The organism is Ensifer sp. EB106-03-01-XG145 (genome assembly GCF_058792075.1).
This window is the reverse complement of the sequence record NZ_JBYTEC010000003.1, coordinates 128,149-141,608: the sequence shown is the minus strand read 5'-3', so window position 1 is coordinate 141,608 and position 13,460 is coordinate 128,149. Positions and strand designations below refer to the sequence as shown.

Here is a 13,460-nt window from a genome sequence, read left to right as displayed (position 1 = left end):
GGCACTCCTTGTTGCCCTCCATATAGCGATTTTGCCAGTGTTTTTCGAGTGTTGAATTCCGCGGGCATGGGGACAGGAATAAATTCTTAGAATTGGCTGTTGACTCATTTAGGAAGCTCTGGAATCTAATAGAACATAACATGAACATTTATGATGGGAGTTGACCGTCATGGCCGACAAAGCCGTGGAGCGGGAGACGGTACTTTCGCTCCGAGAGACCATAGCCAGGATCGAAAACCGTCGGCTTCCGGGCGTCGTGCGCGCCGCCAAGGCGGCCGATCCCGGCGGCTTCCGTCAGCGCGAGGAAGATGAGCCTGGCCGTCGGGCGCTTGCGCTTGGCGTTACGGATCTGGACACGCTTCTCGAAGGCGGCCTACCGCTCGAAGGCATGACGGAAATCCGCAATGCCGAGACGCGCGATGCCGGCGCTGCCGCCGGTTTTGCCGCAGCGCTCAGTGTGCTCTGCCAGCAGGCGCGCCTGGAAAAAGGCGAGCCGGCAGCCCCCGTTCTCTGGATCAGCCAGTCGATGGCTTCCAACGAGGCGGGCCTGCCCTATGGGTTGGGTCTCAAGGCCTATGGGCTCGATATCCGCGGCCTCGTCTTCAGCCTGCCGCGCACGGTGAAGGACGCGCTCTGGATCGCCGAGGCGGCGCTTTCCGTTCCAAGCTTCTGTGCCGTCATCCTGGAAATTCGCGGCAATCCCGCAGCTCTTGCGCTCAGCGAGAGCCGGCGCCTGCATGTTCGCTCACGCGCGGGCCATGTTCCCCTTCTGCTCCTGCGCCAGTCCGGACACGAGGAGGCCAGCAGCGCCTTCTTCCGCTTCCTCGTCGAGCCGGCGCCGGCGCGCGAGCGTCCCCTACCGGATGGATCGATGCTTCGCGGCAGCATCGGCCATCCCGTCTTTCATGTCATCGCCGAGAAGAGCAGGGCTCCTGCGCCGCTCGGCTTCCTGCTGGAGTGGAACCCCCATGACCGCCGCCTTTACCCCATCGAGCCCCTACCAGCCGCTGCTGCGGCAGATCCAGAACCAGCGCATTCTGTCGCTCGCCTTTCCGCATCTCCCGGCCGATCGGGTCGCGCGCAAGCGCTGGGGGAACTCGTGGCTTTCCCGCGGGCGTCCTGAGCATCCGCCCGTCGTCTTTGCCGACAAGGTGAAGAGTGCGATGCGCCTCGTCGCGCTCGACGGTTACGCCGAAAAAGCGGGTTTTCACATCGGCCAGGGTGTTGCCGAAGCCCGGGCCATGTGTCCCGAGATCGACGTGCTGCCGGCCGATCCCGCCGCCGATCGGGCCCTGCTCGAAGGGCTTGCGGATTGGTGTTGCCGCTATACGCCGCTCGTCGCGCTTGATGGCGACAGCGGCCTCTTTCTCGACATCACCGGCTGCGCCCATCTTCTCGGTGGGGAAAAGGCGCTGCTCGACGATCTGCTTGCCCGCCTCTTCCATCTGGGGGTCGAGGCCCGGGCGGCGATCTCCTCGTCCGCCGGGCTCTCCTGGGCGGTGGCGCGCTTCGGCTCCGACGGCATTCTCGCCCCGGACGAGGCGGCGCGGGTGCTGGCGCCGTTGCCGATGGCGGCGCTCCGGCTGCCGCGGGAAACGATCGAAACGCTTGGCCGGGTCGGGCTCAAGCAGATCGGCGACATCATCGAGGCGCCGCGCGCGCCGCTTGCCCGCCGGTTCGGCGCGACCCTGCTTCTGCGCCTCGATCAGGCGCTCGGGCGGGAGGATGAGCCACTGTCGCCGCGGCTGCCCGTTGCTGCCCTCTCAGTGGAGCGCCGTCTCGGCGAACCGGTCCAGGGCGAAGACGATATTCTCGGCTTGACGGAAGAGCTGGCGATGCGGCTGAAACCGGAACTGGAAAAGCGTGGGCAGGGCGGGCGTCTGTTCGAGCTTCTGCTTTTCCGCGTCGATGGCGCGGTCTTCCGCATCGCCGCCGGCACGTCCTCGCCGCTCAACGAGCCGCGGCGCGTCGCCGGTCTCTTCCGCGAACGGCTGCAGGCGGTGCACGAGGATCTCGATGCCGGCTTCGGCTTCGAAATCCTCAGGCTCTCGGTGCCGAAGAGCGAAAAATACGAGGTGATGCAGGAGGATTTCTCCGGCACGCCGGACCGCGAGCGCCCGCTTGCGGCTTTCGCCGACCGGGTGATGGCAAGGTTCGGGGCGGAGAGCCTGCTGGTGCCGGCTCTTTCGGAAAGCCACGTGCCGGAGCGGGCGGCAAGCTTCCGCCCACTCACGGATCTGGGGCTCATGGGCAAGGCCGAGGCGCCTGCGCAAAACATTCCCGCGACCCTGCTTGCCGCGGCGGCTCGGCCGCAGCGGCTCTTTCCAAGCCCCGAACCGGTAGAGGCGGTGGCCGAGGTGCCGGAGGGGCCGCCGAGAAGCTTCCGCTGGCGGCGCACGCTGCACCGCATCGCACGGGCCGAAGGGCCGGAGCGGATCGCCGGCGAATGGTGGCTCGACGGCGAGCCGGCGATGGAGCGCGATTATTTCCGGGTGGAAGACGAGCGCGGCCGGCGGTTCTGGCTGTTTCGCGAGGGTCATTATGGTGCGAGCGCCCCGCCGCGCTGGTTCATGCATGGAGTCTTCGCATGAGCGACGCTGTCCCCTATTTCGAGATCGGCGCCTGGTCGAATTTCTCCTTCCTCGAAGGCGCGTCCCATCCGGGCGAGATGGTGGTTGCGGCGAGCCGTCTTAACATTGGCGGCCTTGGTATTGCCGACCGCAACACGGTTGCCGGTGTGGTGCGCGCCCATGCGCAGGCCAAGGTGGAAAAATACGCCTTCCAGCCCGGCGCGCGGCTCTCCTTTGCGGAGGACCTGCCCGACGTGCTCGCCTATCCCTGCAATCGCCACGGCTGGGGCAATCTCTGCCGGATGCTGAGTGCTGGAAACCTGCGCGCCAAGAAGGGCACCTGCACGCTCTATGAAGCCGATCTCGTCGAGTGGGGCGAGGACCTGTTGCTCGTCGTGCTGCCGGATCCTGTCATCGGCGCGCCGGAAGCAACCTTGCTTGCCGACTTTCTCAAGCGCCTGAAGCCGCATTTTGCCGACCGGCTCTATCTGGCGCTGGTGCCGCGCTATGACGGCTTCGACCAGCTTGCCTTCGCCGGACTTGCGACCATTGCCCGCCATGCCGCGATCAAGCTCGTCGCCACCAACAGTCCGCTGTTTCATGTCGCCGCGCGACGGCCGCTTGCCGATGTCGTCACCGCCATCCGCGAGCATGTGACGATCGCCACCGCAGGCTACCGGTTGCATGCCAATGCCGAGCGGCATCTGAAGACGCCCGCCGAAATGGCGCGCATCTTCCGCGACTATCCGGAAGCGATCGCCAATACCGGGCATTTCTTCGGGAGGCTGAAGTTCTCGCTGTCGGATCTCGAATATCAGTATCCGGATGAAAGCATTCCGGGCGAGACGCCGACGCAGACCCTTAGGCGGCTGACGATGCAAGGCGCACACGAGCGCTATCCCGACGGCATTTCGCAGAAGGTTTCCAAGCAGATCGAATACGAGCTCGAGTTGATCGCCAGCAAGCGCTACGAGCCCTACTTCCTGACGGTGCGCAATATCATGCAGTTTGCGCGCGGCGCCAAAATCCTCTGCCAGGGGCGCGGTTCGGCGGCGAACTCCACCGTCTGCTATTGCCTGCGCATTACCGAGGTCGACCCGCTTTCGACCACCCTGCTCTTCGATCGCTTCCTCTCGACCGAGCGGGACGAGCCGCCGGATATCGACGTCGATTTCGAGCACGAGAAGCGGGAAGAGGTGATCCAGCATATCTACCGCACCTACGGCAGGGAGCATGCGGGGCTGACGGCGGCCGTCATCAGCTACCGGGCGCGCTCGGCCGGCCGCGAGACCGCCAAGGCCTTCGGCTTTTCCGAGGACGTGCAATCGGCGCTCGCCGGCTCGGTCTGGGGCTGGTCGGTGGCCGATCTTTCCGAGCGCGAGGCGCAGGCTGCCGGTCTCGATACGAAGGACCCGACGACTGTCCGGGTGCTCGATTATGCCACGGAGCTGATGAGCTTCCCGCGCCACCTCTCCCAACATGTCGGCGGTTTCGTCATCACCCGCGACCGGCTCGACGAGGTCGTGCCGATCATGAACACGGCGATGCCAGACCGCTACATGATCGAGTGGGACAAGGACGATCTCGACACGCTGAAGATCCTGAAGATCGACGTGCTGGCGCTCGGCATGCTCACCTGCATCGCCCGGGCCTTCGAGCTGCTCGACCGGCATTACGGCGAGCGGAAAACCCTGCATCAGCTCTTCAAGGATGACCAGAAGGACGTTTACGACATGATCTGCCGCGCCGATACGATCGGCGTCTTCCAGATCGAGAGCCGGGCGCAGATGAGCATGCTGCCAAGGCTGAAGCCGCGCATCTTCTACGACCTCGTCATCGAGGTGGCGATCGTCCGGCCAGGGCCGATCCAGGGCAACATGGTGCATCCCTATCTGAAACGGCGGGAGCAGCGAGATCTCAGGATACCCATCGAATATCCGAGCCCCGAACTAAAGGTGGTCCTGGAGCGAACGCTCGGCGTACCGCTCTTCCAGGAGCAGGCGATGCAGATCGCCATTACTGCCGCCGGGTTCTCGCCCAGCGAGGCTGATCGGCTACGGCGTGCCATGGCGACCTTCAAGCGCACCGGCACGATCCATACCTTCCACGAGAAGATGATCGAAGGCATGGTCAAGAATAACTATGACAGGGACTTTGCCGAGCGTTGTTTCAAGCAGATCGAAGGTTTCGGCGAATATGGCTTTCCCGAGAGTCATGCCGCGTCCTTTGCGCTCTTGGTCTATGTCTCCTCCTGGCTGAAGACCTATTACCCGGATGTCTTCTGTGCCGCGCTTCTGAACTCGCAGCCGATGGGCTTTTACGCGCCCGGGCAACTGGTGCGCGACGCGCGCGAGCATGGGGTCCGGGTGCGGCCCGTCGACATCAACCATTCGGTCTGGGATGCCGATCTCGAAGACGGCGGCCTCGATAAGGGTGCCATCGAGCCGCGTCATCGCGAAATGGAGGACGTGATCAAGACTGACAAGGCGATGCGCCTCGGCCTCAATTCTATCAAAGGGCTGAACCAAGAAGAGATCGAGAAGAAACTCGTCGCCAACCGGGGTACCGGTTACGGGACGGTCCGTGACCTCTGGCTGCGCTCGGGTCTCTCCCGCTCCGCGCTCGAAAGGCTCGCCGATGCGGACGCTTTCCGTTCGATCGGGCTCGATCGCCGCAAGGCGCTCTGGGCGGTAAAGGCGCTGGACGAAAAGAGTGCTGCCGAAAGGCTGCCGCTCTTCGAAGGCGCAGCGAGGGAGGAATTGCGGCCGGAGCCAGCCATGATCCTGCCGGAGATGCTGCCGGGCGAGCAGGTGATCAACGACTATCGTTATCTCTCCTTCTCGCTCAAGGCGCATCCGGTCTCCTTCCTGCGAGAGGCGCTTTCCGAGAAGGGCATCGTCACCAGCCGCACGCTTGCGACCGCCCCGGTCGGGCGGCGGATAACGGTCGCCGGGTTGGTGCTCGTTCGCCAGCGTCCGGGCTCCGCCAAGGGGGTGATCTTCATGACGATCGAGGACGAAACCGGCGTTGCCAATGCGATCGTCTGGCCGAAGGTGTTTGCGACCTATCGGTCGGTGGTCATGGGCGCGCGGCTGGTCAAGATCCGCGGCCGGCTGCAGCGCGAAAGCAGCGTCATCCATGTGGTTGCCGAACACATCGAAGACATCACGCCGATGCTGGGACTGTTGCGCACAGAGACGCGGCGGTTCGGCGCAAGCGACCGTGCCGATGAAGCGCTGAGGCCGACCGGCGATGCGCGCGAGAGGAAGGTGCAGGGCGATCTGCGCCTGGCCACGGTGCGGCGTTCCGGTGGCAGCCCGGAACAGACGACGGCCGAGGTGGCGGACGTAATGCCGAAGGGGCGCAATTTCCATTGAAGGCAGGGTCCGACCCGCGCTGCTTCAACGGGCAGCCGGGTGGGGTTTTCGTGGAAAGAAGCAGATCATCTTACCGAGGTCCGGAACGGTCCGGATCATCATGTGTGGAGGCCACAGTCGGGCTCTTCATAGTAGGGTAGCGCCTGCGGTGTGTAAAAATGTCGCAGGAAACGCGCGGCATGATCGACCTCTGGTTTACAAGAATAGTCGTTCATGTTTCTCTAAAATTCTGAAAAGACGAAGTTTTTTGTCAAGTTTAGAGTCGTTCTAATCGACCTGCAACTTCCGCTCGCGGAGTTTTTAGTTGACACTAAATGTCCTGTTTTGCTTTATGCGCTGATACAGGGCGTTGCGTACGACAGGCGAGACGACATGCTGGTTTGCAGCTGCAATTTCATCACGGAAAAAGAGATCGAGGACACGATCGTCGGCCTCCTCGACGAGGACTGTTGGCAGCTGATCGTGCCGGCAAAAGTCTATCACGCGATGGAAAAGCGCGGCCGTTGCTGCGGTTGCTTCCCCAATGTCGTCGACATCATCATCCGCACCACCGAGCAATATCACGCGCACCGCGACTCGACGGACGCTGAGATATTTGATTTCATGACCCGCCTCAAACAATTCCATGAGGATAATCGGAGGGCGGATCTTGAAAGGCGACAAAAAAGTCATCGAGCAGCTTAACGAAGCGCTCTATCTCGAACTCGGTGCCGTCAACCAGTATTGGCTGCATTACCGCCTCCTCGAAGACTGGGGTTACACGCTTCTCGCCAAGAAGGAGCGCGCCGAATCCATCGAGGAGATGCAGCATGCCGACAAGCTCGTTGCGCGCATCATCTTCCTTGAAGGTCACCCCAACCTGCAGACGGTTGCGCCGTTGCGCATCGGCCAGAACGTCAAGGAAGTGCTGAAGGCCGACCTCGCCGGCGAATACGACGCCCGCACCGCCTACAAGAAATCACGCGACATCTGTCATGCCGCCGGAGACTATGTCTCCATGAAGCTCTTCGAAGAACTGCTCGCCGACGAAGAGGGCCACATCGACTTCCTGGAAACCCAGCTCGAGCTGCTCGACAAGATCGGCGAAGAGAAATACGGCCAGCTCAACGCTGCCCCGGCCAACGAGGCCGAAGCCGACTGAGTTCGGCGCAATATTTGAAAGAAAGGCCGGCGATCTCGCCGGCTTTTTTTGTCAGTGAGAAGTGCTGCGCACTTTTGCGCCACACGCCTTACGGCGCGAGATGCGCGAAGGCCGTGACGACCTCCTCGTAGACCTTGCGCTTGAACGGCACGATCAGTTCCGGCAGTTCGCGCATCGGTTTCCACTCCCAGGCGTCGAACTCCGGCTCATGCCCGCCCGGCGGCGGGTTGATGGCGATTTCGTTCTCCTCGCCCTCGAAGCGGAAGGCATACCAGCGTTGTGTCTGGCCGCGATACTTGCCCTTGAGACCGATGCCGATCAGGTGCTCGGGCAGATCGTAGTTGATCCAGCCCGGCGCTTCCGCGAGCAGCGACACCGTGCTCATGCCGGTTTCTTCGTAGAGTTCGCGATAGGCGGCCTTCAGCGGATCCTCACCCTTGTCGATGCCACCCTGCGGCATCTGCCATTGCTGCGGCGAGCCATCATATTCGGAATTGCCGACGGCGATGCGATGTCCAGCCCAGACGAGACCCGCGCGGTTCAGCACCATGACCCCTACGCAAGGACGATAGGGAAGGTCCTCCGCTCTGAGTTGTTTGTCCTTGTCTTTGCTCATCGGTTGCCTCTTCTTTCCAATCGTCAAATCATCCTGTCGGGATGGCTGTAAGCTAGTTCTGTTGCGGATCCTTGACGAGCGCGGAAACGCCGACGATCTCGATGCCGCGCCCCTGTGCTTCGCCGATCCAGGAGGCAATCGCGCCGACGCTTTCGTCGAAGGCGGAGGCGACACCGATGGCGGTGCCATTGCGGCGCGCAATGCGCTCGAGCTCGTCGAGCTTCTTCAGGATCGCGCTGCGGCTGAGCTCGGTGTCGAGTGTCAGGTCGGCAAAGCCATGCGGCACATCGAAGGCATCGGCGAGCTTGCCCGAGAGCGATTGCGCCGAGGTACCGTCGTCGAGGAACAACAGGCCGCGCTTGCCGAGATCGCGCATGACCGGCTCCAGCGCATCGGCATCCGACAGGAAGCGGCCGCCGAGATAATTCATGATGCCGGTATAATTGGTGATCTCGGCGAGGTTCTGATGCAGCTCCGCAAGGTTCTTCTTGGCGCCGAGACCGATGCGCAAGGCGTTGGGGCCGGGATCATTGGCCGGATAGTCGAACGGCTCCATCGGCAGCTGCAGCAGGATCTCATGGCCGCTTCGGCGTGCCTCCTGCATCCAGCGCTGCAGGCTGTTTCCGGCGGTAGCAAAGCCCAGCGTCACTTCGCCCGGCAGGTCGCGGATCGCCTTCTGCGTTCCGGTCTGGCTGAGGCCGAGACCGCCGACGACCAGCGCGATGCGGGTGCCGCGCGCGCCGGACCAGGGCCGCGCATATTGATCCATGGGGCGCAGCCCGTCCGGACCGGTGATCGGCAGGCGCCCGGCGGGGCTCTCTTCCAGGAGATCGTCATTGGGCATGGCCGCCATGCGCGGATCTTGGCCGCGGATCGGACCGACATTGATGAGGGCAGGGCCCTTGCCGTCGCGGCCGCGCGGCGAAAACGTGGTAACGGTGGAACCGTCATCGGTGAGCGTATGTTCGACGTCGGCGCCGGAATAGGCGGTCCCCGGCTTCATCGTTCCGCCCGCGCCCGATTGGCCATTTTCTGCCTTCGCTGGTTTCTCGTCGGTGCCCTTGGCGCTCTCGCTCGCCGCTGTTTCGGTCTGACCGCGCTTCAGCCCGTCCGGCGCAAGGGTGCCCCACAGCGACAGTCCGACCACCGACGCAATACAGAGGCCGAGAAAAGAGAACCCGAGCATACGTCGGGGATTGCGCTTCGCCGCTGGCTTTACCCGCCGGTTCTGGCCCAGGGGGGCATTGAGATCAGTTCCCAAACGGAGCCTCGGTCGATCTGTGCGATGTTGCCGCTTCTGCACGCCTGCCTATGATCATAGTCGATCAAAGGACAAAACACGCAGCAATTCAAAGTGCTGCAGCGACCTTTGCGCATCGAGCAGGACGCGCGGCGCTGCAGTGCGAGGCGGCGCTGAGACGCTTCGCCTGTTCTTCCCTTAGCGCGCCGGTGGCCTGAGAATCAGTGGCCGCGACAGCGCCTGTACCCCTATAATTTAGCGGTGTCGCGTTGACCAGTGCATCTGCCTTGGGCGGAGGATGCGCCTTGCTGAAATGCAGAGCGCCGCGTGTTCTTTCGAACACGCGGCGCTCTCAATTGCATACCCTGCAGGCTTACTTCTTGAGCTGCGCCTGTTCCGGGTTGGCCGGGAAGGTCGGATCCGTCTTCTTGCCACGCAACAGGTCGAGTGCGTAGTTGAGCTGCAGGTCGTCCTTCGTTTCCGGCGGCACATAGGCGACCGAGCCAGAACCTTCGTCGGTCTCGCTCTGACCCTGGATGTGACCGCGCAGGTCGGATTCGCCCTGAGCCTCGACCTTGCCGAGCAGTTCCGGCGGCAGCGGCTGTTCGACCTTGATGTCGGGCGAGATGCCCGTGCCCTGGATCGATTTGCCCGACGGCGTGTAGTAGAGCGCCGTCGTCAGACGCAGCGCACCGGCTTCGCCGAGCGGGATGATCGTCTGGACCGAACCCTTGCCGAAGGAGCGCGTGCCGAGAACGGTTGCGCGCTTCAGATCCTGCAGGGCGCCGGCGACGATTTCCGAAGCGGAAGCCGAGCCGCCGTTGACGAGCACGATCACCGGCTTGCCATCGGTCAGGTCGCCCGGCGTCGCGTTGAAGCGGCGGGTTTCGTCCGGGTTGCGGCCGCGGGTCGAAACGACCTCGCCACGCTCCAGGAAGGCGTCGGAGACGTTGATCGCCTGGTCGAGCAGGCCACCCGGATTGAGGCGCAGGTCGAGCACATAGCCCTTGAGCTTGTCGGCCGGCACTTCCGCCTTGATCTTCTCGATGCCCTTCTTCAGGTCGTCATAGGTCTTCTCGGTGAAGGAGATGACGCGCAGGTAGCCGACGTCGCCTTCGGTGCGAACCTTGACGGCGCGAACGGCGATGACGTCGCGAACGATCGTCAGTTCGATCGGCTTGTCCGCGCCCTTACGCAGGATCGTCAGCTTGATCGGGGTGCCGACGGCGCCGCGCATCTTTTCAACGGCGTCTTCGAGCTTCAGGCCACGAACGTCCGCACCGTCAATCTTCGAAATGAAGTCGCCGGCAAGCACACCGGCGCGTGCCGCAGGCGTGTCGTCGATCGGGCTCGTCACCTTGACGAGGTCGTCTTCCATCGTGACTTCGATGCCGAGACCGCCGAATTCGCCGCGGGTCTGGGTGCGCATGTCCTCGGCGTCGGCCGAGTTCATGTAGCTCGAATGCGGATCAAGCGAGGAGAGCATGCCATTGATGGCGTTCTCGATCAGCTTGTCGTCCTGCGGCGGCGTCACATATTGCGCGCGCACGCGTTCGAATACGTCGCCGAAAATTGCCAGTTCGCGATAGGTCGAGGTGTTGGCAGCGACGGCCGGAACGACAGCCGAATAAACCACGCCCATCGCGGTCGCGCCCATGAGCGCTCCGACCAGAACAAGTGAAGCCCTACGTATCATTTCGCGCCTTTCCAACCTCTGCTGCGGTCCACCACGGTCGGGAATCAACCGGTTTTCCGTCTTTTCGGAATTCAATGTAAAGCGTCGGCCGGTCCGTTTCCAGCGCCAAGGCCGCAGCACTTGCGACTCTTTTTGCGCCCATCGTCGCCAGCGGTTCACCCGCCACGACAAATTGTCCGGTCTGCACGCTCACCGTCTCCATGCCCGACAGCACCACATGGTAGCCGTCACCAGGATTGAGAATGATCATCTGCCCATAACTGCGGAAATTGCCTGCATAGACGATCCAGCCATCTGACGGCGCAGTCACCAGCGCGCCGGGATTGGTTTCCAGCATGATCCCTTGCAGGGAGTGCCCCGTGCCATCGGCATCACCGAACTTTCGCAAAAGCGATCCCGCGGCCGGATAGGCAAGCTTATTCCTCAGCTCCGAAAACACGTATGCTGGCGCAATGCGGTTTTTGTCGGGCACGGCATTGCGGGCCAACTCGCGTGCCGCTTCGCGCTCGGCCTCGCTCATGCGCAGGCGCTCTTGCTCCTGGGCGCGGGCTGCTTCTGCGGCCTCTCGAACAGAGGCGATCTGGCTTTCGAGCGAGCCGATCAGGCCCTGGAGATTGGTGGCCTGGCTGGCAAGTTCCTGCGCCTTGCGCTGCTCGGCGGCGAGTTCGCTGGCGCTCGACTGGCGCAGCTTCTCCTTTTCGGCGACGAGCATGGACATGCGGCGCTCTTCTTCGACATTGGCCGTCATCGTCGCGGTCAGTTCTTCACGCTGCCGGTCGATGCCGGCGCGAATGTCGGCCAATGCCTTGAGGTCGGCCACCAGGTTTTCGGTTTCCTTGCGAAGACCGGGTACGACGGCGCCGAGCAGAATGGCGCTTCGCACCGAGGACAGCGCATCCTCCGGCGTCACCAGGATCGCTGGCGGCGGGTTGCGTCCCATCCGCTGCAGCGCGGCGAGAACTTCGGCAAGTACCCCGCGGCGCGAATGCAGGGACTTTCGGACGGCGTCCTCCTTGGTTCGCAGATCGCTCAGTTTCTTTTCGCCGTCGACGATCTGTTGCTCAAGGCCCTGGCGCTTCTTGGCGGAATCGACGATCGCAGCGCGCAGCGTCTCGTTGGTCTTGTCGATCTCGGCGATGGTCTCGGTCAGCGCGTTGGCGCGTTCCTGCGACAGCGTGATGGTCTTCGAAAGCGCGTCGAGTTCGCTGCGCGTGCTGTTGCGGCGAAGGGTGAGGTCGGCGGCAGGATCGGGCGGCCCCTGTTCCTGGCCGGCCATCGAGGCGCCGGGCGGCGTGACCTCCTGGGCGCCCGCCGGCAGGCCGATCGCCAGCGCAAGCGCAAAGGCCGCCGCTTTACGGGCAAGCCGCCCTGCGTCGTCTCTTCCCATGCTGAAAGCGCTGGTCCTGCCTCGGCGCGTCATCGGTTTGCGTGCGTCCATCCGAAAATATGAAGAAAAAACCTAATCTGATTTGTCGCGCACGACCAAGCATATTCTCGTTATCGGTGCGTGTTGCCGGGTGAAGGATCTCGCGGAAAACGGCCCACCTGGCCTAGACCCGATGATAGGGGTGGCCGGAGAGAATGGTGACGGCGCGGTAAAGCTGCTCGGCGATCAGGATGCGCACGAGCTGGTGCGGCCAGGTCATCTTTCCAAGGTTGAGCACCGCATCGGCGCGGGCGTGAAGGCTCGGGTCGAGGCCATCGGCGCCGCCGATCGCGATCATCAGGTCACGCTTGCCACTGTCGCGGAAGTTACCGAGGAGGGATGCGAAGCCTTCGGAATCGAGCGCCTTGCCACGTTCGTCGAGAAGCACGAGCAGGCTGCCTTCGGCAAGCGCCTTCTCAAGCTGGGAGGCTTCTTCCCGCTTGCGCGTGTCGGCATTCGACGCACGGCTTTCGTTGACTTCGACGACGCGGGAAAGTTCCAGACCGATCGCCGGACCGGCCTTGGAAAAGCGATCGAGATAACGGGCCGCGAGATCCTTTTCCGGCCCCGCCTTGAGGCGGCCGACTGCGAAAAGTCCGATACGCATGACCTTATCCGTCCTCGCTTGCGCTGCAACGCACACTGCATAGTTCCTGAAATCGGATCGATTCAAGGAGAATCTTATGCCGCGTCCATGGAGCCTTGCAGCGTCGTTCGCGCCTGGTCCGGATAACGAGCTCAAAAGGTTACGATCAGTCGCAACAAACTTCCGGCTGACAACGCCGCGAGCGGCGCCAGCCCTTCAAATTCATGCATGACCGCATCTCGGCTCGTCCGGCACTCAGCTGCGCGGCGACCCGGTCGGTCTCAATGCAAGGTGCCGTCCTCGATCTCAGGAGCCGCCCACATCCTCTCGATGTTGTAGAACTCCCGGATCTCCGGCCGGAAGATGTGAACGATCACATCGCCGGTGTCGATCAGCACCCAGTCACCGCCTTCCAGACCTTCGACACGGGCATTGCCAAAGCCCCCGTCTTTCAGGTCGGTCGTCAGGTGATCGGCAATGGCCATCACATGCCTCGTCGATCGCCCGGAGACAACGACCATGAAGTCTCCCAGCGCCGATTTTCCGGCAATGTTGATGCTGACGATATCTTCTGCCTTCGAGTCCTCTAGGCTTTCGAGGACCAGTTGAAGCGCACGGACAGCGGCTTCGTCGCTAGATCCCGTGCTGCGCGGGAACGCGGAGACCGCATATCCCTTGGCGTGTGCTGTTGTCAGGGTCTTTCCTTTCCACATGAACAGAACAGGCACTATCGATTCGAACAAAGATCGAACCGTTAGTGAATGTAGGCATCAAACCGTAGCGGTTTCAAGACAGGAGAAGTGAATCA

11 protein-coding genes are annotated in these 13,460 nt (G+C 62.8%); 5 read left to right on the top strand and 6 right to left on the bottom strand.

What is annotated here, in order from left to right:
• The first annotated feature begins 169 nt into the window (after nucleotides 1-169).
• From AC3WWH_RS11275 to bfr, 5 genes are all read left to right on the top strand, one after another.
• Nucleotides 170-1,123 carry an ImuA family protein gene (locus tag AC3WWH_RS11275; RefSeq protein WP_058321701.1) on the top strand — a complete coding sequence of 318 codons (954 nt, stop codon included), beginning with the start codon at nucleotides 170-172 and terminating at the stop codon, nucleotides 1,121-1,123.
• A complete protein-coding gene (locus tag AC3WWH_RS11270; RefSeq protein WP_492376988.1) occupies nucleotides 1,008-2,591 on the top strand; it encodes a Y-family DNA polymerase in 1,584 nt (527 codons plus the stop codon). Before AC3WWH_RS11275 ends, AC3WWH_RS11270 begins: the two co-directional genes overlap by 116 nt.
• Nucleotides 2,588-5,947: an error-prone DNA polymerase gene (locus AC3WWH_RS11265; protein ID WP_058321703.1), complete on the top strand. Its 3,360-nt coding sequence runs from the start codon at nucleotides 2,588-2,590 to the stop codon at nucleotides 5,945-5,947. The genes AC3WWH_RS11270 and AC3WWH_RS11265 overlap by 4 nt, the downstream gene beginning before the upstream one ends.
• Nucleotides 5,948-6,319: 372 nt before the next feature.
• A complete protein-coding gene (locus tag AC3WWH_RS11260; RefSeq protein ID WP_065374130.1) occupies nucleotides 6,320-6,631 on the top strand; it encodes a (2Fe-2S)-binding protein in 312 nt (103 codons plus the stop codon).
• A complete protein-coding gene (gene bfr / locus AC3WWH_RS11255; protein WP_034802698.1) occupies nucleotides 6,597-7,088 on the top strand; it encodes a bacterioferritin in 492 nt (163 codons plus the stop codon). The genes AC3WWH_RS11260 and bfr overlap by 35 nt, the downstream gene beginning before the upstream one ends.
• Before the next feature lie 88 nt (nucleotides 7,089-7,176).
• On the opposite strand, the gene AC3WWH_RS11250 is transcribed toward bfr, so the two are convergent.
• The 6 genes from AC3WWH_RS11250 to rsfS form a co-directional block, all read right to left on the bottom strand.
• Nucleotides 7,177-7,704, bottom strand: coding sequence for an RNA pyrophosphohydrolase (locus AC3WWH_RS11250; RefSeq protein WP_057254959.1), 528 nt, complete (start codon nucleotides 7,702-7,704; stop codon nucleotides 7,177-7,179).
• Nucleotides 7,705-7,756: 52 nt separating this feature from the next.
• Complete coding sequence (locus tag AC3WWH_RS11245; RefSeq protein WP_058321705.1) at nucleotides 7,757-8,965, bottom strand: divergent polysaccharide deacetylase family protein; 1,209 nt, start codon at nucleotides 8,963-8,965, stop codon at nucleotides 7,757-7,759.
• Between the two features lie 352 nt (nucleotides 8,966-9,317).
• Nucleotides 9,318-10,640: a S41 family peptidase gene (locus AC3WWH_RS11240; protein WP_057254961.1), complete on the bottom strand. Its 1,323-nt coding sequence runs from the start codon at nucleotides 10,638-10,640 to the stop codon at nucleotides 9,318-9,320.
• Entirely contained in the window at nucleotides 10,630-12,027 is a 1,398-nt protein-coding gene (locus AC3WWH_RS11235; protein ID WP_058321706.1) for a murein hydrolase activator EnvC family protein, read from the bottom strand. The genes AC3WWH_RS11240 and AC3WWH_RS11235 overlap by 11 nt, the downstream gene beginning before the upstream one ends.
• A gap of 163 nt (nucleotides 12,028-12,190) precedes the next feature.
• A complete protein-coding gene (gene rlmH / locus AC3WWH_RS11230; protein WP_058321707.1) occupies nucleotides 12,191-12,673 on the bottom strand; it encodes a 23S rRNA (pseudouridine(1915)-N(3))-methyltransferase RlmH in 483 nt (160 codons plus the stop codon).
• Between the two features lie 260 nt (nucleotides 12,674-12,933).
• Nucleotides 12,934-13,365 carry a ribosome silencing factor gene (gene rsfS, locus AC3WWH_RS11225; RefSeq protein ID WP_057254963.1) on the bottom strand — a complete coding sequence of 144 codons (432 nt, stop codon included), beginning with the start codon at nucleotides 13,363-13,365 and terminating at the stop codon, nucleotides 12,934-12,936.
• Nucleotides 13,366-13,460: the final 95 nt, after the last annotated feature.

Coding starts and splice junctions, on each gene's coding strand:
- AC3WWH_RS11275 (WP_058321701.1), top strand. CDS start 170: ATGGCCGACAAAGCCGTGGAGCGGGAGACGGTACTTTCGCTCCGAGAG.
- AC3WWH_RS11265 (WP_058321703.1), top strand. CDS start 2,588: ATGAGCGACGCTGTCCCCTATTTCGAGATCGGCGCCTGGTCGAATTTC.
- AC3WWH_RS11260 (WP_065374130.1), top strand. CDS start 6,320: ATGCTGGTTTGCAGCTGCAATTTCATCACGGAAAAAGAGATCGAGGAC.
- AC3WWH_RS11250 (WP_057254959.1), bottom strand. CDS start 7,704: ATGAGCAAAGACAAGGACAAACAACTCAGAGCGGAGGACCTTCCCTAT.
- AC3WWH_RS11240 (WP_057254961.1), bottom strand. CDS start 10,640: ATGATACGTAGGGCTTCACTTGTTCTGGTCGGAGCGCTCATGGGCGCG.
- AC3WWH_RS11235 (WP_058321706.1), bottom strand. CDS start 12,027: ATGGGAAGAGACGACGCAGGGCGGCTTGCCCGTAAAGCGGCGGCCTTT.
- rlmH (WP_058321707.1), bottom strand. CDS start 12,673: ATGCGTATCGGACTTTTCGCAGTCGGCCGCCTCAAGGCGGGGCCGGAA.
- rsfS (WP_057254963.1), bottom strand. CDS start 13,365: ATGTGGAAAGGAAAGACCCTGACAACAGCACACGCCAAGGGATATGCG.